This is a genomic window from Vibrio sp. MM46, assembly GCF_027587135.1.
Lineage (GTDB): Bacteria > Pseudomonadota > Gammaproteobacteria > Enterobacterales > Vibrionaceae > Vibrio > Vibrio harveyi.
Genome location: NZ_JAPPTO010000020.1, coordinates 65,734 through 89,857, shown reverse-complemented (window position 1 = coordinate 89,857; position 24,124 = coordinate 65,734). Strand labels below are relative to the sequence as shown.

The following is a 24,124-nucleotide window of genomic DNA, read 5'->3' as shown; positions in this document are numbered from 1 at the left end:
CGTTCAGACAGGAGCTAGTACAGTACACAACCGCGATAAGCCATTAGGGACGACTAAGGGAGGCGGATTATTCCTTAAATGCATAAAAAAAGCTAGAAAAAATTGAATTACATCACAATTTATTCTCACTAATGGTATTATTCGCATAAATTTCCACCTCTCCCCCCATTCTCCGGAGAGAAAAGCACCAACAAGCTGTTCAATTCATCAATAATTCACAGCGAATTTCTGTGCTTTAGGTAGTAATAATAGTGCGCAATGATTATAGTGTGCCCAATTCCAACGGTAAGTTAAGAAAAGATGTTTCAAGATAACCCGCTATTAGCTCAGCTTAAGCAGCAAATCCAAGAAAACCTGCCTAAAAAAGAAGGCTCAATCAAAGCAACCGATAAAGGCTTTGGCTTCCTGGAAGTGGACAGTAAAACCAGCTTCTTCATCCCACCTGCGTACATGAAAAAGTGCATGCACGGCGACAAAGTCGTTGCCATCATCCGCACTGAAAACGAACGTGAAGTCGCAGAACCACAAGAACTGCTAGAACAAGCCGTAACTCGCTTTATTGGTCGAGTAAAAATGTTCAAAGGCAAGCTAAACGTAGCTCCTGATCACCCGCAGCTTAAAAAGCTTTCTCTTAAAGCAAAACTAAAGAAAGGTCTAAAACCTGACGAATTTGCTGAAGGTGACTGGGTTGTCGCGCATCTTATTCGTCACCCACTTAAAGGTGATAACACTTTCTTCGTAGAAATTTCGGAGAAGATTACCGATTCAAACGACAAGATCGCGCCTTGGTGGGTAACGCTTGCTCAGAATGATCTACCAAACTCTGAGCCAGCAGGCATCGAGAACTGGGAACTGAAAGACGACGCCGATCTAGAACGCGTAGACATGACACACGTTCCTTTCGTAACTATCGATGGTGAATCAACCAAAGATATGGACGATGCACTTTACGCGAAGAAAACAGAATCTGGTGATTTCGAACTGACTATCGCAATCGCAGACCCAACAGCGTACATCACACCTGAAGATGATATGGATAAAGTGGCGCGTGAACGTGGCTACACTATCTACTTACCAGGTCGTAACATCCCAATGCTACCTCGTGATCTAGCGGACAACCTATGTTCTCTAATTGAAGGGGAAATCCGCCCTGCTATCTGCTGCACAGTGACAGTAAATAAAGAAGGCGTGATTGGTGATGACATCAACTTCTTTGCAGCGAACATTAAATCACACGCTCGCCTAGCTTACGATCACGTATCAGACTGGTTAGAAAACGGCAGTTCAGACGTATGGCAACCGTCGGAAGAGATCGCGACTATCGTACGCGACCTATTCGACTTCTCTCGCGCTCGTGCTGAATGGCGTGAAAAGAATGCCGTGGTATTCCCAGATCGCCCTGACTACCGCTTCGAGCTAAGCGAAGACAACGACGTTGTTGCAATCCATGCTGACATGCGTCGCAGCGCAAACCGCCTAGTTGAAGAATCTATGATCACGGCAAACATCTGTGCGGGTCGTACGCTACGTGAAAAGTTCGAAACGGGTGTATTCAATACGCATGCAGGCTTCAAAGCGGAGAAGATTGAAGAAGTAGTTGAACTGGTAAACCCAGAAGGCGCACTAGAGTTCACTGCTGAATCTATCGCGACACTAGAAGGCTTCGCTGCGCTTCGCCGTTGGTTGGGTAAGCAAGAGACTTCTTACCTAGATAACCGTATCCGTAAGTTCCAAACGTACAGCGAAGTGGGCAATCAACCTCTTCCTCACTACGCAATGGGTCTTGATATCTACGCAACTTGGACTTCACCAATTCGTAAATACGGTGACATGATCAACCACCGCATGCTGAAAGCTGTGATTTTGAACAAAGAACCGGTTCAAAAGCCAGACGATGAAGTGGGCGAAGAGCTAGCTCTACACCGTAAACACCACAAAATTGCCGAGCGAAACGTGTCTGATTGGCTATACGCACGCACTCTTGCAGACGAGCCGAACAAGCAAACGTGTTTCACAGGTGAGATTTTCGATATTAATCGTGCCGGAGCACGTGTTCGACTTCTCGAAAATGGCGCAGCAGCCTTTATTCCTGGTAGCTTGATTCTTGATAATAAAGAAAGAATTGAGTGTAACGGCGACAACGGTACCATTTCTATCGATAAAGAAGTGGTATACAAGTTAGGTGATACATTGGAAATCGTTCTAGCAGACGTGAACCAAGAGAACCGTAGCATCGTTGCAAAGCCGACCCAGGTATTCGCTGATAAACCAGCGCCACAAACAGAAGAAACTGTGAGTGAATAATACCGATTGAAGTTTAAAGGCGCTCAATGGAGCGCCTTTTTTATATGTCATGCAAAAAGATAAGAACGAATATGCCGAACATTGAGATCATTCGCTTTAATCACTTCACTGCCCGCAAAAGTGAACGCTACACCGCCACTCACAATGGCTTATATGTTGTTGAAGAAGGCTCACTCATCATTAACCAACCAAGTGGTGAGCAAATTGAATTAAATGCAGGAGACTTCACTCTATATAATTCTGCAGACCTACGCAGTGCTGAAGCTAAGCCCGGAGTGTTTAAAGCACTCGCGCTTGTGTTTGATATTGGCTTGTTTAGCGAGTTTAAATCTGCGCATCCAGGCGTACAGTCAGAGACAGAAGAGCGTCGCTTCTACCCTTTCTCTTCAGAAAGCCAATCATCAATTGTAAAGCTTAAAGACACGTTAATTCAGTTAGCAGACAATAAAGCGCCGCAATACGCCCAGGGTCATATTGCGCTTTCCTTGTTATCACTGATGGTTGAAGTACAGCCGGACATCTTATCGATCATTGATGACGCAAGCAGTCTCACTGCCTCTCAGAAGGCGATTAAGTACATTGAAAAGAACATCGAGAAAGACATCACGTTGGAAGCGCTAGCAACACACATGAGCATGTCTATCGCGACATTGAAACGCAGACTGGCAGCAGAAAACCTTTCGTTCTCGCACATTTTGAAGGTGAAACGCATCAATCACGCAGCAACACAACTGCGAGTGTCACAAAAGTCGATTACTCAAATTGCATTTGAATCCGGCTTTAAGAGCGCCGCACACTTTAGTACTGCGTTTAAATCGATTTATAGCATTACACCAAAAGAATTTCGTAGCCAAATCGCAAAGTAACGCTTGATATGTTACGCATTAGCAGATAGAGAAATCTGTTAATCCCAGAAACACGCTTGAGGATCGCTTTCTAATTCGGCGAGAAGCACCTCAAGCGTCTCACTACTTGGTAGCTTTTCATAAGGCACCCACATCAACTCCTCTCCACGATATGTAGGCACATAGAAACACCAAAGTTGAGTGTTGGCATCAAATAGAATTTTAGCGATGGGAGACGTGTATTCACTGTGTTGTGAATCAAGTAAGAAGTGTGCGTGATAAAGCTCTACACCGTTCTCTATGGGCTCGTATAAACACTTCCCTATCGCTTCTACTGGCAAATTGACATTACGCCTAGCGCAGAGCGTTTGAACCAACTTGTGCAAGCGACTGGTCGCCATTTGAGACACGGACATGAGCGTACTCCTGATATGTTGTTCTTAGTATATACCCAAGTGCCTGAGAGAGGCAGAAATCACCATCGGGGCATGCGCCCGCTCAAACCTAGAATAACACCCCATCTGATGCCGAAAAGCTAACTGTGTCACCTCTTTCGTTTCAAATCAGTAAAATCCACTCATCCTACATTACTGATAGTTATCAACTTAAAGTGAGTGCAATCGATCTTTCGCTATGGATATCAACGACCATTCACAAAAGTGTAACCTGAACGAAATATGATGAGCGCTGCTTTATACCGTATTTGGAGTTAAATATGTTACGTCTTTCTGTGGCGACCTTACTAGCCATGGCTTTGTCTCTTCCTTCTGCTATGGCAAAAGAAGTCAACATTTCAGGTTCTACCTCTGTGGCACGCGTAATGGATGTACTGGCTGAAGAATATAATAAAACGCACCCTGACGATTACATTGCAGTACAGGGCATTGGATCAAGCGCTGGTATCACTATGGTGAACAAGGGCGTGGTTGAAATTGGAATGAGCTCACGTTATCTAACAGAAAGCGAGAAAGGCGAAGATCTCAACGTATTCCCTATCGCTTATGATGGTCTTGCTGTTGTCGTTAACCGCACTAACTCTGTAACTAACCTTTCGGAACAACAACTGTTTAATATCTACAAAGGTAAAATCGACAACTGGAAACAGGTGGGTGGATCAGACCAACCTATCGCCGTTGTAACGCGTGAAGCCTCTTCTGGCTCTCGTTACAGCTTTGAAAGCTTGCTAGGTCTCACTAAGATCATCAACGACCGTTTGGTATCAGACATCAATCCGAACAACTTGGTGGTAAACAGCAACAGTATGGTAAAAACCATTGTGAACCATAACCCACACGCTATTGGTTTTATCTCGGTAGGCTCGGTTGATCGCTCTGTAAAAGCCATTCAGTTTGAAGGTACAGACCCAACCGCAACTAACATCGCTAACCACAGCTACAAACTCGCTCGTCCATTCTTAGTTTTGTACAAAGTGGATGGTTTAGATAAAGCGGGTAAAGACTTCGTGAAGTTCCTGAAATCGGAGCAAGGTCAAAAAGCGATTGCAGATTACGGCTACACCCCAGTAAAAAGCTTTAATCAATAAAACGCAGACACAAAAAAAGAGAGCCAATTTCGGCTCTCTTTTTCGTTTGAATCTTTGAATTCGATTAGAAGTGCAATTGAATCACTGAAACAACTACAGCACCAGGTCGACGTACGCCTTCAATTTCTACTTTGATTTCACGCTCAATCTCAAGACCTTTCTTAATTGGCGTAATTTTAGTTAGCGTACTTGATGCACGTACGTTGTTGCCCGCTTTTACTGGGTAAGGGAAACGTACTTGGTTCAAACCTAGGTTCACCACTAGTTTTGCTGTTGGGAACATTGGTTTTTCTGGATCCACAGAATCTGTCAACTTAGGCAACAGCGCTAGCGTTAGGAAGCCATGTGCAATCGTTGTTTTGAATGGAGATTCAGAAGCCGCACGCTCTGGATCTGTATGAATCCATTGCATATCTTCGGTTACAGAACCAAATTGATTAATGCGCTCTTGAGATACGTGAACCCAATCACCTACATGGATCACTTCACCCACCTTCTCGCTTAGCTCATTAAATAGAACTTGCGCTTCAGGCTTTAGCACGATTGGCTCAGGTTGAGGGATCACCTCTTCGTTCACCGCTGGTTGCTGGTGATCGCGAACTTTAGAAAATAGGAAGCTGCTTTGTGCTCGACCTAAGAAGTCACTCCAGTAATCGCGTAGCGTTGGAGACATCCAATTCATAAACTCTGATTGGTGAGCAGAAATCGCACCAACTTTGTCTTTAAATAGATTCGTGACTTTCATAAAAACCCTTAGATAAATTCAGCACAACTGGCTATACCAGTTAATTTTGAATTAGTTCACAATATGTTGCAAACACTTTCGGGCGAACACATGTTTACTCAAAGTCATTTTATTCTTACTTTTCATAAAGATATCAATAAAACACTATTTTATTAAGTAACTACAACATAAAGTAAATACTCTACAAAATACTGTAACAAGCGCCCTTTTGAGCATTCCATCAGACTTCATCCGTCTATAGGTGTGACCACAAAACAAGCAAACAGTTCTTTTTCATTAAAACAATGCTTTACAACGTTTATGCCTCCCCCTATTATACGTCCCGCAACGGAGAGATGGCTGAGTGGTTGAAAGCACCGGTCTTGAAAACCGGCATACGTTAATAGCGTATCTAGGGTTCAAATCCCTATCTCTCCGCCATATTAAGAAAGCTCGTTGAGAAATCAACGAGCTTTCGTCGTTTTAGCATTTGGAAAATTACGGGATTTCTATATCCCTAGTCGTGTGCGCCCCCAGCACTCCGCCACATTCCAGTAAAAAGCCCGCTAAGAGATTAGCGGGCTTTTTCGTATTTCAGTGATTTAAAGGGATTAAACTAAATCCCTCCTTGAATGCAAACCCAAACTAGGCGTCCCCGAACTCCGGCATATTTGCCGTGTGACTGCTAGGGAAGAGAGTCGAGACTCCCTGCGATTCAGCGATTCATGATCAATATGACTTGCCCACCTGCGTTGATGTTAGAGAGTAGAACTCGCCCATTCAGGTAATTCGCTAGCTCGTAAATAAGTAACATACCAATACCAAAGCCATCTTTGGGTGAAACGTCGTTAACCTTGCCACTATTGAAAGCCTCAATCGTGGCTGGTTCAAAACCATCGCCATCATCACTGATCTTTACAACGTCAACGTTTGGATAAGCCATAAATACAACTTCGATTTCAGAATGACTGTAACGACTCGCGTTCGAGAGAATGTTGAGTAACAATACTTTAAGTACCCTCTTGTCGGTAAATACAAGTTGCTGTGTGTTCACACGTTTGATTTGTCGCTCACATCCCTGAGCCTCTAACGCAAGATCTAAAATAGCTTGAAAACTGATGAACTCTCGTTGTAAAGGGACTTCTTTGTTCAAGATTTTAAGTAGATGTAAGCTCGATTCACACAGAGTATTTAGGCTGTTTACCTGAGCCCCTAAACGATTCACCAAGAAGGTATTGTCCACACCTCCCTCTTCCATCATGTCGCTCGTAAGTTGAATAGCAGAAAGTGGAGTTCGTATATCATGAGGCAGAGCAGCAAAGATCATTTTTTGCCTTGTCATCAAAGAGTCGATAGCTTGTGCCATCTGATGTTGATTATTGATAAGTGTTTTGATCGCCTCCGGACCAACGACATCGGTTCTTGCCTTAAAATCACCTTTGGCATAACGACTCGATAGGTACTGGAGAGACTGAATGCCATTCGTCCACGTTCTCAGTGAAACAACCAGTACCAGTAAAGTGCATAGAATCTGAATTAAGTCTTCAGCCAACTCAACCCACATCAGCTTTTTGATGATGGGATCATTCTGATAAGCGGTACTATTAAAGGTCGCTCGAATATGGCGATCTTGATATTTTCTCGTCAGCGAGTATTCATCTTCATCTACGCGTTGTAGCTCACCAGTCGCGACATCACATTGAAACAACCAAATCGCATCTTTCTGTTCTTCCAAGGGAAGACGAGACTCAAAACCATTCAGAACCAACTCCACACGATGAAAGTTAAACGCCTCTTCTAATGCATTTTTGTAATCTTGAATAAACAGTTTAGATAGACTGGCACTGATTGCATACCCCAACAGCAGTGATGCAAAGATTTGTAGGATAAAAGTTTTCATCTTACAACAACCGGATAGTTCAAATAGAAACCTTTCGTGCGGCGGTTTTTAACCAAGTCTATATCTGGAAGAAACGACGCTAGCTTTTTGCGGATAGAAGAAATTCGCATGTAGACCGAACGATCTTCACAGTGATAAGAAAAGCCATGAATTTGTTCAAATAATTCATGTACTGGAATCGGTCGGCTCTCTTTAGACAGAATTTCTAACAGCTCAAACTCTGAAGGCGTTAAAGGAATCTTTACCTGCTCGTAGAGCAAACATGTCGCCTTTCTTTCAAGTATAAAAGGGCGTTCATCGATACTTAGCACCTCGTGAGAATAGTGCCTCGCTAGTGTGATTTGTCTTTTGATTCGCTCTCGCAAAGCATTAGTGCGTATGGGTTTGGTAATGTAATCATTTGCCCCTAGTGCTAAAGCATTGGTTTCTGTGATTTCATTGTCATTGGCAGTCATCATAATCACTGGGTAGTGATGCCCCTGCTCTCTCAACGACTTGAGTACGCAAAGCCCCGACGTATGAGGGAGTTGAATATCGAGTAACACTAACTCAGGATTTAATTCCACAATGTGTTCTACGGCATTCTCACCAGACGTAAGGCAACTGACCTCATAGCCCTCTACAGTAGAAAGAAAGTAACACAGCATGTCTCTCAACTGCTGATCATCTTCTACGATAATGACGTTTGGCATGGAATGGTTCTCCAAATTTATCGTTCGGTTAAAACTCAAAAGTCATGACTTAAAGTATATATACCTACGTGACTTCAAGATGAGGATTCAGAGTATTGGCTTGGATACTTTGTTGCCGATTCTTGATTTAGGCTCACTAAACCTTTGAATCATTGCCGCGTCTACAAACCAAGTCATTCTCGCTGAACCTAGCATCTCAAGGTGGCTTGGGTATAAGCCATATTTGTTACTTGTATTGACTAACAGCGGTTGCCGCGCAGTGTATAGAGGTGAGGTTTCACTTTCTTTAAGCGAATGTAAGCACACGACGAAAAAGCGCTCGATATTAAGAGAAGATGCTGAATTAACAGAAAAATTAATTTGAGAGTTTTAAAGAAACTTGGCATTCCTTTGCCAAGTAACCAACAGAAGAGTAAAAACTAGATGTGTTGTTTCGCGATGTTGATCGCTGCTTCTAGATCTGGAATGGTCGTTAGTTCAGGAACGCGTTGTACGAATAATATTTTATTGTCTTTATCCGTGACTACAATGCTTCGGGTTAGCAAACCTAGCTCTTTAATTTGAGAGCCCGTTTTTAAACCAAACTCATGCTCAGCCGCGTCTGAAAGGTAAGTGGCATTCTTAAGAGAATGGGCTTTTATAAAGCGTTGCTGAGCAAAAGGCGTATCAGCACTCACTGCATAAAACTCAATACCCTGAAGCTCACTTTGGTGCGCAGAGATGTATTTTGACAACTCTAGTGCTTGTTGAACGCAAACTGGTGTATCGACAGAAGCAAGCACGCTATAAATCTTAACTTTGTCAGATTTAGCACTGGTATCGTATGAATTCAGTTCTGACGTCAGTAAAGTAGCGGAAGGCATATATTGCCCAACTTTTACTGACTCACCAATCAGGTTGAATGTGTTCTCTTTCTCAAGTGTGACAATCTCACCTGCCCCCAACTTTGCGTGGTCAGTGCTTGTCATAAATTGAGCCAACGCGGAACCAGAAGCTAAAGCGGTAAGTAATAATGTAGCCAATTTCATCCTAGTACCCCAAAGCCTTCATCACTGCGTCGTAGTTTGGTTCCTCAGTGATTTCTTTAACCAACTCGCTATAAAGTACGGCTCCCGACTCATCAATGACGACAACCGCACGAGATGCCAAACCTTTAAGGGCACCTTCGCTAATGTTCACGCCGTAGCTCTGAGTGAACGAAGGGGAGCGGAAGAAAGAAGCAGTTTGCGCAATATCGATGCCTTCCGCACCACAAAAACGCCCTGTTGCAAAAGGTAAATCCGCTGAGATGTTAAGAATCTCAATTTCCTTTTTCGCTAACTTCTGGTTAAAAGTACGAACACTAGTCGCACATACTGGTGTATCAATACTCGGGAAAATATTGAGTACAACTTTTTTACCGCTTAAGCTTTCTAACGGAAAATCGTTAAGTTCTGCTGAGCATAAAGTAAAGCTAGGCGCTTTCTGACCGACTTGCGGGAAAGAGCCTGTGATACGAACTGGATTTCCTTGAAAAGTTACCGACATGATTTCCTCTTTACGTATTTAATAATTGTAATTATGTGAGCGATATTTTTATCGCGGAGAAATAATACTCTCGTTCAAAACAAATCAAACTAAGCAAATGTAAGTGATAGACTAACTATTAGATTGAATCTGTGGGTTTAGGGCACGACCCTTTAATTCCAACTTGGTTAATAGAACACCAATGAGCAATGGAATTAACATGAATAAAGAATGGTCCGATATTACTTTACCGGTCATATGAGCGTTGATAGAAAGGGCTACTAAAGGAAATATTAGAAAACACAGTGAAGCGACGAAAGGAGAAGATACTTTACCTAGTTTAAAGTAAGCCACAATACCACCGACACTTGCAAACACGCCAAGGTAGCCAACAGCCAACATAGATTGGGTAGAAAACACCAAGGTATTTGGCTTTTCAAACAGGAATGAGCTGATTAAAAGCAGCAGCGCAGCAATAAAACTTGGTGTGGCGTTGTAGGTAATGACTTGGATATCAGCACAATACTTTTGCACCACCACATACATCACTGCATGAATCAGTACCGCAGTGATCAGCGCAACGGAACCAAGAATGATTGTCTCTCCTCCGATAGCAAGTTCATTCGACAAAATCACACACAAACTCACAACTGCTGCAAATACACCAAATATCTGATGCGCTGCTAAGCGAAGCCCAAGAAATATCATTGATGTCATCATGACCGCAATAGGCATGTTGGCAAAGATAATAGAAGCTAATCCAGATGAGATAAACATCTCGCCCGCAATCATTAAGGTAAATGGGATAGCAAAATAAAAAACAGAGACCACAATAACCCAGTGTTCTTTACCTCTTGGAAATAACAATGGTTGGTTTAATAGCCTAGCCAAGAAAATTAGAATGGGGCAAGCAATAAGAAAGCGCATTCCCGTCGCAAATAAAGGAGGAATCGTCGATACGGCTACTTCCATAGCAAACCAGGTCGTACCCCAAATTATGCAAACCGAAAAAAACAATAATATTGTTAATTTGTTTTTGAACATCTTGAAACTCGTTATATAAACTTGAAAAGAAATTTTCGTCACTAAATATCGCCGCTTATCTAGGAGAACTTAGGTAACGTTTATCAGAACTGTCAGGTTTAAGGAGCACATTAGCGTCCACGTTGGCTCCCAAGTTCCGAATGAGGGTCACCATAGTGATAACATTTTTAACATTCAATCCGGGGTGTGTAAGTGCGGGTAAGGAATTGTCAGCCTCAATACTCAACAAGACTAATAATACGCATCTACTTTTGAGGTCACATTTCCCCCAATAAACGGGCTTTTCTCGTAGCAAAACATTGGCATTAGAAAGAGTAAGCTTGGTATAACAAACAAAACGACAATAAATCATGGAAGAAATACACAATGCCGATTCAATTTCATCAGCTTACTGCAAAGGAAAACACTTCTACTCTCTCTATCGACGATTGGCAGATTGACGCCGGACAATCTTGGGGAATTTTTAGCTCTGAAGGCGATATTGGCTCAATGCTTGGCGACCTACTGTGCGGAGAAATCAAGCCAGAAACAGGCGAATTGAAGCTCGAAGGTTATCATATCGCACAGGTATCTCTTTCTGAACAGCAAAGGTTGTTGGAGTTAGAGATCGAAAAAGACGATACAGACTTTCTTGATCGTATTGACCAAGGTAGTTCAGTTTATCGATTGATTTTTGAGATCAGCCAAGATGACAACTTAACTCGAGCACTCATTGAAGACCTCGACCTATCTCATTTAACCGAAAGCGGATTTCGAGTGCTTTCAACGGGTGAAACACGACGAGTAATGCTTGCTAGAGCGCTTGCAGCAAAGCCTGACTTGGTGTTGTTAGATAACCCATTCACTGGTTTAGACGTCGCGCACCGTGCTTCACTAGCGGCTTATCTTCAAACATTGTCTCAATCAGTACAAATGCTGATTACCTTCTCCCGTGAATCTGACATGCCTGACTGGATAGAACGCATTGCGCTGTTCAACGGAGGCAAACTTGACAGCACCATGGACAAACAAAGTTGGGATCTGCACCCTATCATCGCGCAAATAAAATCCCAGTCCGAGAAGCAAAGCGAAGATATGATGACGTTGATTCGCCAACACCAGCATTCAACGCACTTCGATAACCCAATCTTCGAGCTAAAAAACGGTAAGGTGGAATACACCGAAAAGACCATTTTTACTGATTTAAACTGGCGTATAGATAAAGGTCAGCATTGGCAAGTAAAGGGACCAAATGGCTGCGGTAAAAGCACGTTGTTAGGGCTGATATTTGGCGACCATCCACAATGCTATAGCAACGATATCCATATCTTTGGTAAGAAGCGTGGCACCGGAGAAACTATTTGGGAAATCAAACAACACATTGGCATGGTTTCTTCGGCGTTACATCTTCAGTACCGAGTCAACTGCAGTGCCTTGGAGGTGATTCTGTCCGGCTTCTATGACTCAATAGGTCTTTATTCACAACCAAGTAAAAAAGAAATCAGCATAGCCAAAGAATGGCTAACGATTCTCCACATGACGCAGTATGAGAAAACGTCGTTTAAACAATTGGAATACGGACAACAACGCTTACTTTTGATTGCTAGAGCGATTGTAAAACAGCCTACCCTGCTGATTTTGGACGAACCCTACCAAGGTCTGGACTACTTAGGACGAGTGCTAGTAAAGAACACCTTAGAGCTGATCGCCAAAGAGCACCTAAGCCAGCTTCTCTACGTTTCCCATTATCAAGAAGATGGCTTAGACAGCATTCAGAATTATCTCGAGTTTAAGTTTGATCAAAGGGCTCAATGTTACAAAGGGCACATCGAATAAGACGCCTACTTCGCATTGCTGACCACTTCTGCGTAAGGGAGTGGTTTGGCATACAAGTACCCTTGATGAAGGGTTACGCCCAGCGATCTTAAGTGGGCAGCTTGTTCCTCTGTTTCTACCCCTTCAGCAATAAGATCTACGTTCAGATCACCCGCAAGCCTTACGATAGCGTTGAGCACTGTCGAGTTCACGCTATCGATGCCAATAGTATCAATAAAACACTTATCTATTTTTAAATAGTCTACCTTCATATGCTGAAGGACTGCTAAGGCTGTCTGACCAGTACCAAAATCATCTATCAGGACTGGTATACCATGCACTCGCAGCGCAGCAATGTGTTTTCTCGCACTGTCATCAATCAACTGCCTTTCAGTGATTTCTATACTCAATTCGACATTGTTTGTTTTGAGCTTGCGATGAATATTCTCGATCTTTCTTATTACCTGGGAACCAACGAGGTATCCAGGAGGCACATTCACTCCCAAATGAATTGGCGTTTCAAACTTAGCTTTAGAGAAATCGTTCGACACTTTTTCGAGAACGTAATCGGTCAGCGATTCGACTAACCCATTGCTTTCTGCCGCAGGAATGAACTCATCGGGTGATATAAAGCCTCTTAATTTGTGAGGCCAACGAATCAACGCTTCATAACCAAATGCATGCCCTGTTGTCGCGTCATATTGTGGTTGGTAATAAAGCAAAAGATCTTGGCGTTTTAATGCCTTTCTTAGTTCGGAAACCAGACTACGTTGTGGGTCAACAAAACGATGAATAACGACAATGAGTAAGTAGAACACCAACAAAATAGGTACCGCAGAGATTGCGTAGGAAAGCAGTTTTTGATCGACATAGATATCACTCGCCTCTATCAGTGCGTCGTAATTAAACTCGTTTGAATGGGCTAATGACACCGCATTCTGTCCGTGCTTTGAAGCGTTTTTAGATGCCGACGCTCCGCCAACAAACATCGCAGACCGCTTCAGACGTACATCGTTACGATAACCAACAGTGACGCCAAAATAATCGCGATCAACGACAGTAATCGCTTTATATTCAGGACGCTTTTCACTTTTGGTGATCAGAAAAAGAACCTGTTCTTCGTAACCTTTAAGATGACCGAAAGACAATTGCCCGTTGCTATAAATATGCGTGTAATCGGTCAAAGGTCGAGACATCGCACCTTGTTTTGACGAGCACACTATTTGATCCCCCTTCACAATGAGCATTTCATCAATGTCACGTTCGAACATCAGGTTCTGTTGCAGGGCTTCACAACGCTCAGGGTTAATCAGTGCCGTCCTATTTTCGGTCTTGATCTGAGAGAGGATCTCGTCCGCCACTTGGACATTTTTATCCAATATATGATCGAGGTTTCTCTGAATGCTTTGGTTTGCTAAATAAAACACCTCCGCAACAATCAATGGCAGCGGGAGCATGTAGATAACGGCTTTTTTCAAAAGCTCTTTATTTATCATCAAAAAGATGCCTTTTTTCAATCAGAATTAGTAATATCAAACGATTACTCTTCATTTATCAGCAAGTTAGAAACAACGTTTCATTCACTCCACTGAAAGCACTTCCACTGATTGAGTATGGTTAACAAGACTCAAAGTGGCAAATATAACAATAACTTATTGATATGTGGCTCATTTGCGAGACAGAGGTTATCAGGTTTCTTTACTCAGGTACGATGCGTGAAGAGGAATTCACATAAAATTTGCGTTTGGTTGGTCACTCAAAATCTGGTTGGCTTTCGCTATCTCTAAAGAACAGTAACCATCAAACAAGGGCTGCCAATTTACCTCTAAAATATTAATATGCCATTTTCTCACTGTATGAGAATATCCACTTCTAATTATTTTCCTTTTCTCAGCAACTAAGAATTATAGTTGTTGCATACTCATTATCACGTTACAACACACTCATGACGACAAACAAAGCCAACGCTAACCAAGTCAACGAAAAGGCGCTGCAATTGCTAATGCAAGTCGCAGTTAGTCCATTCCCAGTCTCTGCGAAAACACTCAGTGAACAACTGAATGTGCCTTTAAGCAGTCTTTATAGACACTTAAAGCTCCTCAAAGAGTGGAACTTGATAGAGGAAAGCGTGCACGACAAAACATTTGTGGTTGGTCCTGCCGCCTTGCTGTTAATGCACAGCTATGAGACCGCTCAACACGGTTTGGACATGGTAGAAACCATCCTTGCTCGTTTGGTTCAGCAAACCGGCGAAATGGCAGCTTATATGGTGCCATCTGGTTATCGTGCGCTTTGTGTCAGACAAAAAGAGAGTATGCAGGCGCTTCGATGCAGCTACGTCCAGGGTCAAAGTCAACCATTGCTTCGTGGCGCCTCATCTAAGGTGATGCTGGCTTTCATGCCTCAAAGTCGTTGTGAAAAGATCTTACGCCACTTTGGTCAAGATCATCGTCTCAACGAGTGGGAACAGGAACTCAGCACCATTCGTAAGAACGGATACGCTGTCAGTACATCAGAAATCGATCCTGGTGTCTCTGGCATCAGTGCACCAGTCATGAAAGGAAGTAAATTGATTGGCGCCGTCTCGGTCATGGCTCCGGCTCACCGAGTCGAAAAGGATAAGCAGCGTATCATTTTGCATGTGTTGCAGGCAGCGAGGGCGTTGCCGCCAGAAAGGTAATTCATCATGTTGAGCTTTTTCAAACGTTACAAATTTCATCGAGCTGACAAGCCAATTCATCACTACCCTTTTTCATTTATGACGGTATGTGAGCATTTAGCCCCGATGAGCCGCGGAACGTTTGAATTAGCTGATCAAAGCTTAGAAAATGCCAGCGATTGGCTATATCAGCAACATGATCAAGGCTCAGCAGCCAACCTTGGGCACTTTTCCCATCATCAAATCGAGACTGGTGATTTTCAAGAAGCACTGAGCTTATCTCTTTCTCGTCATTCCGTTCCCGTTGTGTTGTCCAATTGCACAGAAGCCGTGCTATCTATGCTGCCCGTTGTCGTTTGTGATGATGACGAAGTGGGCATTATTCACATTGGTCATAAAATGAATTTAAACCCAACACTTGAGCCTCGTGTTGGGTCTGCGTTCCATTTTGCGTTATCCCGTTACCAAAACGTGCGATTGTTCTTTGCAGGCTCTAGTGAGCAAGATACCAAACAAGAAGTATGGGAATATGCAGAAGACCAAGGCTGTGACTGGGTAACCGACCGAGAGTTCTGCTTTCGTCACCGCAACCATCTAAAACAACAAATGGGTAACTACTTAGATCACTGCAATCAAGTGATTGTCTCGATTGATTTGGCATCACTATTAACCAAAAACAGCCTTGATGGAACACCAGCTCTCGATATTCAAATGGTGTTACGCACCATTCGTTTGTGCTTGGTATCTGGCAAAGTAAAAGCCATTCAGTTAGTCGGCGATCGAGATAGACTTGTATACTCAAAACAAACCAAAGCGATCCTTGAAGAGCTGTACCAAATGGCACCTTTAATTGATCACGCAGCCTAATATCTTTGCCTACTGAAACTGAGAGCCAATGACCATTCGTTGGCTCTGCTGCACTTCGTACAAAAATCACCCTTTCTTATTATTTTTTAACAATTTATTACGTCAAAAGTGCGACACAGTTCAGCTCCACATCTTGAACTAAGATCACATTCAAGTTTTAATACTCATCATATGAACTTGGAACAACATACGAAATAAAAAATAACCACAGTTCAATAAGTAAGCGTTAAATAAAAAATAGTACAAGTCGTTGAATCATTCTCTGTGAGTCCATTGCTCACTCTCGCTTGGTGCCATTAAGTTCCACTAAATTTAGGACACTTGATGATGCGCTTTATTAGCATTTTAAGTACAGCATTACTCTTACCCGCGATGGCTGAGGCAAAAGTTTATGATCTTGCCGATATTCCCACGTTGAACGAAATTTGTGCGGGTGATGGATTCACAGTGCAAGGAAACCTCTACACCTGCTCTAGTTCCATTAGCATCCCTGAAGGTGCTCACATCACCAACTCAAATCCTACCCCTCAAACTGCAACGATCGTTGCTTACGGCAATGTTGAGCTCAAAGGGAAAAACAATATTGGCTCTGAAGCAACGCCCATTAATATCAAGACCGAAGGTGGGGACTTTGAGATCATCGTCGAAAATACTGGAGAACCAAGCAAGATAGTCGGTAATTTAACCTCGCATGGTCTGCTTTCTATCAAAGACACGATTGTTTTTGGTCATGTCAAAAGTGCAGGTGGCAGTATTTTAATCAAAGGACGATCCAACTTTGTGTTTGGCGACATTCATGCTCTTCGAAAAGTAGAACTTGAACAAACTCAGGTAGATGGTGACGTCTATGCCGATTCTTCGAGCTCGAACATGTTAGACACATCTCTATTGGCGAAAGACAGCGTGGTCAATGGCAACCTGAAGAGCGCCGGCAATATCAAGCTAGTTCAAGCAAAAGTCTGCGGAGATTTAAACTCAGAAGGTCAACACATCTTTTCAGAAGGCGGTCGGAGCCAAATTGTTGGCAATACGAGTGCATTTGCAACAGTCGACTTTAAGAATATCGATATCTTTGGTACCAACAACCTAACCAATAGCGTTAAAGGTAACAAAGTCACCATCGATGCCATAAGTAACGTTTACGCACCTAAATTAGCAATAAACTCATTTCAAAAAGCCACGCTGCAAGATACCTCAATATGTGGCTTTGTTTACTCTGCAGTTGCGATTGATACGGTTCCTGCAAACTACTGCGGCTTTGACGATGCAGATTGTACATACAGCAACCAAGTATCAAAGTTGTGTCCGATACCAGAAGAGATACCAATCTGCGATATTACACCACCAACTGATGACGATTATGACCTTATCGTCTCACCGACAGATGATATGGCATTAATGTGCGGTGACGATTTACCGGTTTTTACCGTAAAAACAACAAACAAAGGGGAAGCTGCGAGTGCAAAAGTTGTCGCTGCGCTATCTGATCCAAAATTGTTTTCGCTGCAAATGGTCGAAGGCAAAACCGAAGTTGACGAAAACACCTTTATTTCAAACGATGAAGGAACACTGATCATTAAGGTCATCCCGAAAGACATAGACTCAATCGCACTGGATGCAAGCTATAGCCTAACCTTCTCTCTGCTCGACGACACTAACAAAACTCAAGACGTAAAGTTCATGTTTACGCCTTTCATGTTTGAAGCTTACTCAGTCATGTCTGGGGAGTCTCTGGATGATATCAAAGTCATTGCAGGTAAGGAGAAAGATGTACACATGAGATTGCTCGCGTGTACCTCTGGAGATCAACCCGTTATCGCTTCCAATTACAATGGGTCACCCACAGTTAATCCAACAATTACACAACCTAAAAGTGGCAAGTTCGGTGATTTTAAGCTTTTAAACGACTTTAAGAATGGTGAATCAGAAGAGTCGAAGTTGAAAACCTATGAATCAGGGCAATTTAGAGTCGAATTATCGGATAGTTTTCAATGCGCTGATTATAAAGACTGTCCAAGTAGTGGCTCAGTCCTAGTCACAGGGCATTTCAACGTTAGTTCTCGTCCTTGGACTTTGGCTATCTGTGACGGCTCTACCCCACTTGCCTCAGGCACATCAGAAAGTGGAGAGGGTTTCATCGCGGCGGGAGACTACTTTTCTCTTTCAGTAAAACCCATCGTTTGGCAAAACAAGGCGCAGCATACGGATGAAGTAAATACCTCGAATTACTGTAACGCCAGAGTAACGAGTAACTTTATGATGGAGGATGCTCCTGCGGCCAGCATCGTCCTTACCAGTTCACAGCAAACACCAAAGGCAACTGCCGAACAGACTCATACCTTACTGCGCAGTTCAAATACCCTAAAACTGAGCCATACCGAGAGTAAAAACTCACGCTATTACTTCTCTCAGCTAGTTTGGGACGAAGTCGGCAGCTTAAAAATTAAAGCGCAGCTCGATACTACCTATCTGGGAATGACAGTGAACACAGGCTACCGAAATATCGGTCGCTTCTATGCCAAATACTTCGAGGCAAAAGATGCAGAATGGCAATACCCTGAGAAGCAAGACTTCATCTATATGAACCAGCCATTTGAGCAAGTTACCTATGATGTTGTGGCCCTTAACGCCAAGGAGAAAAACATCGAAAACTACGTGCATTTTAATCCTGCTTTGCGCGAGAGTTTTTACCTTGGGGAACTCAGTGACTATGCGAACCGATTTATTCCACCAGCAGCAAACAGCGCGGTATGGAACCTAGAGGCAGGAGCAAGCGTTGGAACTTTCACTATTGTTAAACCAGCAAACCATGCGACTTGCGAGAACAGTCCTTGCTGGAAGAAAGATGAAACCGATGGACGCTATCCAGACGGACCATTCAACAAAGTAAAAGACAATACAACAACCAAGACAAAAATAGGTTTGGCTTTCATCAAGCCAGTCGACGAAATTCACTTCATTGACGGCACTCATATTCTGAAAGAGCAGCCAGATATTCGCTTTGGTAGACTCAACTTTAAAGATGTCGGGGGCAACCAAGGCATGACCATAAAAGTCCCACTGGATGTCGAAGTTTGGCACAACGGACGCTTTGTTACCCATTTTGACGACAGCGCGACCACGGCAAATGGACAGCATCATTCACGCACGCCAATTTGGTCCAACTCTGCTCCTGACAACACTAAGTTATCTGGTGAAGGCACCATGCTGGCTGGCAGAACCTACGATATCGTAGCCAGCCAAGTCGATTCCGCACGAGAGCAAGTTCGATTCCACTTAGACTTAAGCGACAAGGGAAACAACTTACCTTGGCTTAAATACAATTGGGATAAGAAGAGCAAAGCCGAAGACAACCCACCCACTGTGGTCACCTTCGGGATTCATAGAGGGAATGACCGCATTATCTACCGCGGAGAACCGAACTTCATTGGTATGAATTAAACCGTTTGTATTTCCCCAGATCACCGAGGTGATGGTTAGGTATCGTAAGTATAAACACAAACAAAAACGCCCCTCGTCATGAGGGGCGTTTTTTATATTCTGAAGTTAGTTAGAAGAGCGACGTGCTTTCAAACGTTTTACCATTGCTAGGCGACGTTCAGCTGAACCTTGGTCTGTTGCCGATTGGTTCGGGTTGTTACGACGACCTTGGCGGTTCTTGAAAGCTGGTTTTGAGTTTAGCTTCTCAATGTACGTTTCACGTTGTTTTGGTTCGTAACCTGCAAGTTCGATACGGCGAATACGCTGTTGAATAAGGTTTTCAACCTGTACTACCGTTAGCTCTTCTTCGCGGTTAACAAACGAAACGGCGTGACCTTGCTTACCAGCACGACCTGTACGACCGATGCGATGAACGTAATCTTCCGCTAGGAATGGCATATCGTAGTTCACAACGTGTGGTAGATCTTCAATATCCAAACCACGCGCTGCAACATCCGTTGCGACCATTACACGAGCTTTGCCCGTTTTGAATTCTTCTAGCGCACGACGACGAGCACTTTGCGCACGGTCACCATGACAAACAACCGCTTTAATGCCATCAAGCTTAAGCTCTTTTACTACATCGTTCGCTGTTTCTTTGTAGTTCACGAACACCAATACTTGCTTCCAGTTTTTACGACCAATTAACTCAGAAAGCAGTTCTGTTTTACGTTCTTGATCCACTGGGTAAAGGACGTGCGCAACCGTCTGTGCAGTCGTGTTCGCACGCTCTACTTCGATACGTTTTGGCTTGCGCAGAATGTCTCTCGCCAATAGGTTTAGCTGGCTAGACGTCGTTGCTGAGAACATCATGATTTGTGGGTCAGTATCCACATCCAGCATGATCTTACGTACCGCATGGATAAAGCCCATGTCCAAGATACGGTCTGCTTCATCAAACACAAGAAACTCGATGTTCGCCACTGACACATTACCTTGTTCAATGTGCTCTTCAAGACGACCTGGCGTCGCCACTAGAATGTCAACACCGCGCTCTAATACAGAAATTTGAGAAGACATCTTGCGACCACCAAAGATTGCAGCAACCGATAGCTCAGTATACTTAGTGTACGCTTTGATGTTATCTGCGATTTGCTCTGCTAGCTCGCGAGTTGGAGCCATGATAAGCGCACGTGCCGTTTTACGAGATGCACTACGACCAGATTCCAACAACTGTTGAATCATAGGTAGCGAGAACGCGGCCGTTTTGCCCGTACCCGTCTGTGCAGTGGCAAAAATATCATGACCTTTACGAGCCATTGGAATCGCCTTCTGTTGAATTGGCGTTAACTTCTCATAACCGCATTCTGCCAGTGCTTTTACCACTTCTGGCGCAAAACCTTGAGATGAAAATGACATTGAGCGTATTCCTTAAACAAATCACTAAATAGCTTTAAAAATTTTAGCGGTGCACTATACCCGAATTCGAGTGATTTATCTCACTTTTCTCATGCGTTCACGTAAAAACTCATGGAATCACGCGAGTTTCGATTCGGTACTCTTTATTTTATGCCCAACTTTCGTTTACTGAATGAAGAAATAACGATTTTTCCCCGATTTCTTCGCTTCATACATCGCCATATCGGCTTGGTGCATGAGGTCATCAAACGTGCATTCCGGCTCGCAGGAATAGCAGCCACCTATTGAACTGGTCACTTGATGGAACTTGCCTTCTACCACTTCGATTGGGTCTTGAATTAAATGAATAAGAGACGCCGCGTAATGCTCAGGGTTTTCCATATGTTCGGTATTGCTCAAAAGGATGGCGAACTCATCGCCACCTAAGCGAGCGAGCAACGCTCTAGAACCGAATACGCGACGCATTACCGATGCAATGTGAACCAGTGTTTTGTCCCCTGCAGCATGCCCATATTCATCATTAATGAACTTAAAGCCATCCAAATCGAGATAGATCAAACACGCCTTTTTGCCCTCTTTAAAACAACGCGCTAGGGTTAGCGTCGCTTGTTCTTGAAACGCAGCGCGGTTCACTAATCCTGTTAAGCTATCGTGGTGTGCAAGGTAATGAATGCGTTGATTATCGGAGAAAGCACGTAGCTGGAATCGAGCGATAAAATACGCCAGAGCGACAGCCAAAACCATACCCACTTGCATTAACCATTGACGTTCGTAAATGCCACTACTGATCTCTTTGCGTTTCGCAAAATCAACATAAGACACCAACTTCCATGCTGTTGAGCTGTTTTCGCTCACATGGTAATTCTGGAAACAATAGGGGTTAATTCTGTCCACAGCGCCAACAGACTCTATGGTCATGATGCCATGTTCAGTCTCAATCTGACCGGATTGCGTTTGCTTGATTTGAGCAGCTAATTCAGGGTAAGCATTGTAGACGGTCTCTTGTTGCCTATCGGAATACATAAACGCAAATTCTGCGTCTCGGTTTTGCTTGTTAAAAAGGAAATAGCCGTCTTTATTCAAAAGCATGTAGTTAGTACCCATGTCGAGATTGAACAACGCCATACCTTCCATCAAGTACTTGGCTAAGTAGTTAACCACCACGATCCCTCGCTTGTTTCCCTGCTTATCAAATACTGGCGTCGCCAAGCGAATCATTGGTTTGAGAGGAACTTCGATCTGTCCGTGTTCTATATTTAGGTCCAGAGGAGATACATAGATTTTACGGCATCCAAGTTTAAGGGCTTTTGAAAAGTAGTAGCGTTTCGCTTTATTCTGTAATTCTTTCTTAGGTACGACTTCAGAATGACCACCATTAAAGTTGATTCGGATAACTTCATTACCCTGCATATCAAGATAGCGGAGCTGGTCATACACTTCTTTACGTTGACTCACAGCCTCTAGAATCGAATTCAAGCGAGACAATTCAGCACGTTGCGCTTGTTCAGAAGGAAGCTCAAGGGTTTCATAAACTCGTCTCGCTGCCATGATATCCGCCAACAGAGCCGTCTCTCTCACTACCGACCCCATCACCCACTCAATGTACTGTTTCTTGCCTTTTAATAGCGCTTGTTGCTGCACACGAATATTGCTTTTTGCCGCTTCTTCCGATGCTGATTTGTCGTAATGAATGATGGCGCCAAATACGGCAACTAACAAAAAGAAAATCGCGACAAAGCGTAAACAAAAGAACTTCAGTTCCGAGAGGGTAAAGGTAGGATTCAAGAGATCTCCGGTTTCTTATAGCGCGAGAAAACCGGCGATTATAGTGATACGCGTCGCATATATATAGAGCAACGGCGATAATAAATTTCTATCGTCTCAATAACAAGATTCTATCGAAAAAGACCCAAGTCGATACTCAGGTCTTAATTTTGAGCACTTAACGCTCAGTTATCGATGCCACAAAGCTTAAGTAGAATCGCTTCGAGCTGGTCCCATGGCATTAGTTGTGAGTCGATCACCTCAAGACGAGATTCGAAACCTTCTAGGCTCATTTGGTTTACCGACACCACGCCATTTGCCACGTTAAACGCGAAACAACCTTGGTCTGTGTTAACAACCGCTTTAACACGTTCTGCTGTCAGATCCGATAACATGGAGAACAATTGATCAAAATTAAAGTGGTATTCGGCACCAAACAACCAGCCACAGCTGTAATAGCCCTGTCCTTTGTTTTCTTTACGGATGAACGCTTCGCCAGGAGGCAACTGAAATTGTGGCTCTTGATGCGCGTGATCATGATGATGAGCTTCGATATGAGAAGAAGCACTACCGTGCACGCGTTCAATATCCAACACTTCAATAGGAAGATCACCATCATGAATCAGTTTGCTGAACACTTTTGAAGGCGATTGGTCCGTCACCCAATCGTTGAAAACATCAATGTCATGGCTGGTACACAGATCAACTTTGCTGCCAATAACCACATCCGCGCTATCTAGCTGATCGACGAAGTTCTTATTTGATAGGTACTTCTCAACGCTGAGGTTACGAGGGTCCACCAGCGCGATGGTTGCTTTTAAATCAACATACGGCAGGTACTGATCAGAAGTCAGCGTTGCAATGACTTGCTTTGGATGCCCCAAGCCCGTTGGTTCAATAAGAAGACGATCAGGTTTTTGGCGTAACAATGCTGTAATACCAACAGACATCGGCACACCAGCCGTACAACACATACAGCCACCAGGAACTTCTTTGATCATTGCACCCTGGTCAGTCATCATCGCGCCATCGATACCAATCTCGCCGAACTCATTCACTAACACTGCCCAGTTTTCGTTTTCTGGTTTGTTTTTCAATAAGTTCAGAATAGTCGTGGTTTTACCGACGCCAAGAAATCCCGTCAGTATGTTGGTAGGTACTCGATTTGACATGCTTTTCTCCGACAAGCTTGTGCTTTAATGCTTAGCCAAAGTATACGGAGAATGTGACATGCTTCAACGCTTTTTATCTCGGGAGTTTAAGCCCTGATGAAGCGCTTTTGCTTTAGTTTGCTGTGATCGTTCGTAATAACCAAACGCATCTGCATTGCCTACGCCAGATAGATGCATACTGGTATGAATGACACAAGTAAAGAACGCCACAATGGCAACGAGTATAGGAAGCAGTCCGAGAGTGTTTTCGAATTTTAGGGCCGCAATAGCCAAAGCGAAAACAACCGCAGAGGAAAGCGCAATGATCTTACTTCTATTGCTTTTCATGATAGTTCGCCTTTTTTATTGAAACGAGAGAGTAAAATGAATGAGTTAAACTCTTTCATCTGTCACCTCAATGCTACTCCTTTCATAGCCCACAAAATTTGAGCAACTTAACAGATACAAGAACACCGAGTGATGCGCCTAATG

At 43.4% G+C, this 24,124-nt stretch carries 19 protein-coding genes and 1 tRNA gene; 8 read left to right on the top strand and 12 right to left on the bottom strand.

The features are described 5' to 3' along the window. Positions 1 to 300: 300 nt before the first annotated feature. Together rnb and OH459_RS20470 are read left to right on the top strand one after the other, a co-directional pair. Positions 301 to 2,304 (top strand): exoribonuclease II, encoded by a 2,004-nt coding sequence (rnb, locus tag OH459_RS20475; RefSeq protein WP_269988409.1) that lies wholly within the window; start codon positions 301 to 303, stop codon positions 2,302 to 2,304. 71 nt (positions 2,305 to 2,375) lie between these two features. Then, entirely contained in the window at positions 2,376 to 3,170 is a 795-nt protein-coding gene (locus OH459_RS20470; protein ID WP_050903573.1) for an AraC family transcriptional regulator, read from the top strand. 38 nt (positions 3,171 to 3,208) lie between these two features. Here the strand turns inward: OH459_RS20470 and OH459_RS20465 are convergent, their stop codons facing one another. Next, positions 3,209 to 3,565 (bottom strand): DUF3024 domain-containing protein, encoded by a 357-nt coding sequence (locus OH459_RS20465; RefSeq protein ID WP_005452180.1) that lies wholly within the window; start codon positions 3,563 to 3,565, stop codon positions 3,209 to 3,211. A gap of 299 nt (positions 3,566 to 3,864) precedes the next feature. Here OH459_RS20465 and OH459_RS20460 point away from each other — a divergent pair, with 299 nt between their 5' ends. After that, positions 3,865 to 4,692, top strand: a complete 828-nt coding sequence (locus tag OH459_RS20460) for a phosphate ABC transporter substrate-binding protein (RefSeq protein ID WP_038897478.1) — start codon at positions 3,865 to 3,867, stop codon at positions 4,690 to 4,692. 64 nt (positions 4,693 to 4,756) lie between these two features. Here OH459_RS20460 and OH459_RS20455 read toward each other — a convergent pair whose 3' ends face one another. Beyond that, positions 4,757 to 5,437: a MaoC family dehydratase gene (locus tag OH459_RS20455; protein WP_005452183.1), complete on the bottom strand. Its 681-nt coding sequence runs from the start codon at positions 5,435 to 5,437 to the stop codon at positions 4,757 to 4,759. A 329-nt stretch (positions 5,438 to 5,766) separates the two neighbouring features. Here OH459_RS20455 and OH459_RS20450 point away from each other — a divergent pair. After that, positions 5,767 to 5,857, top strand: a tRNA-Ser gene (locus OH459_RS20450). A 274-nt stretch (positions 5,858 to 6,131) separates the two neighbouring features. On the opposite strand, the gene OH459_RS20445 is transcribed toward OH459_RS20450, so the two are convergent. The 5 genes from OH459_RS20445 to OH459_RS20425 all read right to left on the bottom strand — a co-directional run bounded on the left by OH459_RS20445 (position 6,132) and on the right by OH459_RS20425 (position 10,558). After that, positions 6,132 to 7,316 (bottom strand): sensor histidine kinase, encoded by a 1,185-nt coding sequence (locus OH459_RS20445; protein ID WP_269988404.1) that lies wholly within the window; start codon positions 7,314 to 7,316, stop codon positions 6,132 to 6,134. Then, a complete protein-coding gene (locus tag OH459_RS20440; RefSeq protein WP_269988402.1) occupies positions 7,313 to 8,008 on the bottom strand; it encodes a response regulator transcription factor in 696 nt (231 codons plus the stop codon). Before OH459_RS20440 ends, OH459_RS20445 begins: the two co-directional genes overlap by 4 nt. 419 nt (positions 8,009 to 8,427) lie before the next feature. Further along, positions 8,428 to 9,036, bottom strand: a complete 609-nt coding sequence (locus tag OH459_RS20435; protein ID WP_053053381.1) for a thiol peroxidase — start codon at positions 9,034 to 9,036, stop codon at positions 8,428 to 8,430. A gap of 1 nt (position 9,037) precedes the next feature. After that, positions 9,038 to 9,535 carry a thiol peroxidase gene (tpx, locus tag OH459_RS20430; RefSeq protein ID WP_269988399.1) on the bottom strand — a complete coding sequence of 166 codons (498 nt, stop codon included), beginning with the start codon at positions 9,533 to 9,535 and terminating at the stop codon, positions 9,038 to 9,040. Positions 9,536 to 9,646: 111 nt separating this feature from the next. Next, positions 9,647 to 10,558 carry a DMT family transporter gene (locus OH459_RS20425; RefSeq protein WP_053053380.1) on the bottom strand — a complete coding sequence of 304 codons (912 nt, stop codon included), beginning with the start codon at positions 10,556 to 10,558 and terminating at the stop codon, positions 9,647 to 9,649. Positions 10,559 to 10,924: 366 nt separating this feature from the next. Here OH459_RS20425 and modF point away from each other — a divergent pair, with 366 nt between their 5' ends. Continuing rightward, positions 10,925 to 12,373, top strand: a complete 1,449-nt coding sequence (gene modF / locus OH459_RS20420; protein WP_269988396.1) for a molybdate ABC transporter ATP-binding protein ModF — start codon at positions 10,925 to 10,927, stop codon at positions 12,371 to 12,373. 5 nt (positions 12,374 to 12,378) lie between these two features. Here the strand turns inward: modF and OH459_RS20415 are convergent, their stop codons facing one another. Beyond that, a complete protein-coding gene (locus tag OH459_RS20415; RefSeq protein WP_269988395.1) occupies positions 12,379 to 13,848 on the bottom strand; it encodes an EAL domain-containing protein in 1,470 nt (489 codons plus the stop codon). A gap of 449 nt (positions 13,849 to 14,297) precedes the next feature. Here OH459_RS20415 and OH459_RS20410 point away from each other — a divergent pair, with 449 nt between their 5' ends. From OH459_RS20410 to OH459_RS20400, 3 genes are all read left to right on the top strand, one after another. Continuing rightward, the gene (locus OH459_RS20410) at positions 14,298 to 15,032 is read left to right on the top strand and encodes an IclR family transcriptional regulator (RefSeq protein WP_005452217.1); all 735 of its coding nucleotides are present in this window, start codon (positions 14,298 to 14,300) and stop codon (positions 15,030 to 15,032) included. Positions 15,033 to 15,038: 6 nt separating this feature from the next. Then, on the top strand, positions 15,039 to 15,878 hold the full coding sequence (locus OH459_RS20405) for an arginase (RefSeq protein ID WP_009696019.1): 840 nt from the start codon (positions 15,039 to 15,041) through the stop codon (positions 15,876 to 15,878). 324 nt (positions 15,879 to 16,202) lie between these two features. Beyond that, complete coding sequence (locus OH459_RS20400) at positions 16,203 to 19,319, top strand: polymer-forming cytoskeletal protein (RefSeq protein ID WP_269988392.1); 3,117 nt, start codon at positions 16,203 to 16,205, stop codon at positions 19,317 to 19,319. Between the two features lie 105 nt (positions 19,320 to 19,424). Here OH459_RS20400 and OH459_RS20395 read toward each other — a convergent pair whose 3' ends face one another. The 4 genes from OH459_RS20395 to OH459_RS20380 form a co-directional block, all read right to left on the bottom strand. Next, positions 19,425 to 20,717, bottom strand: coding sequence for a DEAD/DEAH box helicase (locus tag OH459_RS20395; protein ID WP_269988391.1), 1,293 nt, complete (start codon positions 20,715 to 20,717; stop codon positions 19,425 to 19,427). A gap of 165 nt (positions 20,718 to 20,882) precedes the next feature. After that, entirely contained in the window at positions 20,883 to 22,502 is a 1,620-nt protein-coding gene (locus tag OH459_RS20390; RefSeq protein WP_009696016.1) for a sensor domain-containing diguanylate cyclase, read from the bottom strand. Positions 22,503 to 22,666: 164 nt separating this feature from the next. Continuing rightward, complete coding sequence (locus tag OH459_RS20385; protein WP_009696015.1) at positions 22,667 to 23,653, bottom strand: CobW family GTP-binding protein; 987 nt, start codon at positions 23,651 to 23,653, stop codon at positions 22,667 to 22,669. Between the two features lie 63 nt (positions 23,654 to 23,716). Further along, a complete protein-coding gene (locus OH459_RS20380; RefSeq protein ID WP_005452225.1) occupies positions 23,717 to 23,980 on the bottom strand; it encodes a hypothetical protein in 264 nt (87 codons plus the stop codon). Positions 23,981 to 24,124 lie beyond the last annotated feature (144 nt).

What these genes read in the sequence shown, in the direction of transcription:
- OH459_RS20445 (WP_269988404.1), bottom strand. Translation starts at nt 7,316, where the DNA reads ATGAAAACTTTTATCCTACAAATCTTTGCATCACTGCTGTTGGGGTAT.
- OH459_RS20425 (WP_053053380.1), bottom strand. Translation starts at nt 10,558, where the DNA reads ATGTTCAAAAACAAATTAACAATATTATTGTTTTTTTCGGTTTGCATA.
- OH459_RS20435 (WP_053053381.1), bottom strand. Translation starts at nt 9,036, where the DNA reads ATGAAATTGGCTACATTATTACTTACCGCTTTAGCTTCTGGTTCCGCG.
- OH459_RS20385 (WP_009696015.1), bottom strand. Translation starts at nt 23,653, where the DNA reads ATGTCAAATCGAGTACCTACCAACATACTGACGGGATTTCTTGGCGTC.
- OH459_RS20415 (WP_269988395.1), bottom strand. Translation starts at nt 13,848, where the DNA reads ATGATAAATAAAGAGCTTTTGAAAAAAGCCGTTATCTACATGCTCCCG.
- OH459_RS20400 (WP_269988392.1), top strand. Translation starts at nt 16,203, where the DNA reads ATGATGCGCTTTATTAGCATTTTAAGTACAGCATTACTCTTACCCGCG.
- OH459_RS20465 (WP_005452180.1), bottom strand. Translation starts at nt 3,565, where the DNA reads ATGTCCGTGTCTCAAATGGCGACCAGTCGCTTGCACAAGTTGGTTCAA.
- OH459_RS20470 (WP_050903573.1), top strand. Translation starts at nt 2,376, where the DNA reads ATGCCGAACATTGAGATCATTCGCTTTAATCACTTCACTGCCCGCAAA.
- OH459_RS20455 (WP_005452183.1), bottom strand. Translation starts at nt 5,437, where the DNA reads ATGAAAGTCACGAATCTATTTAAAGACAAAGTTGGTGCGATTTCTGCT.
- OH459_RS20380 (WP_005452225.1), bottom strand. Translation starts at nt 23,980, where the DNA reads ATGAAAAGCAATAGAAGTAAGATCATTGCGCTTTCCTCTGCGGTTGTT.
- rnb (WP_269988409.1), top strand. Translation starts at nt 301, where the DNA reads ATGTTTCAAGATAACCCGCTATTAGCTCAGCTTAAGCAGCAAATCCAA.
- OH459_RS20405 (WP_009696019.1), top strand. Translation starts at nt 15,039, where the DNA reads ATGTTGAGCTTTTTCAAACGTTACAAATTTCATCGAGCTGACAAGCCA.
- modF (WP_269988396.1), top strand. Translation starts at nt 10,925, where the DNA reads ATGCCGATTCAATTTCATCAGCTTACTGCAAAGGAAAACACTTCTACT.
- OH459_RS20440 (WP_269988402.1), bottom strand. Translation starts at nt 8,008, where the DNA reads ATGCCAAACGTCATTATCGTAGAAGATGATCAGCAGTTGAGAGACATG.
- OH459_RS20460 (WP_038897478.1), top strand. Translation starts at nt 3,865, where the DNA reads ATGTTACGTCTTTCTGTGGCGACCTTACTAGCCATGGCTTTGTCTCTT.
- OH459_RS20410 (WP_005452217.1), top strand. Translation starts at nt 14,298, where the DNA reads ATGACGACAAACAAAGCCAACGCTAACCAAGTCAACGAAAAGGCGCTG.
- tpx (WP_269988399.1), bottom strand. Translation starts at nt 9,535, where the DNA reads ATGTCGGTAACTTTTCAAGGAAATCCAGTTCGTATCACAGGCTCTTTC.
- OH459_RS20395 (WP_269988391.1), bottom strand. Translation starts at nt 20,717, where the DNA reads ATGTCATTTTCATCTCAAGGTTTTGCGCCAGAAGTGGTAAAAGCACTG.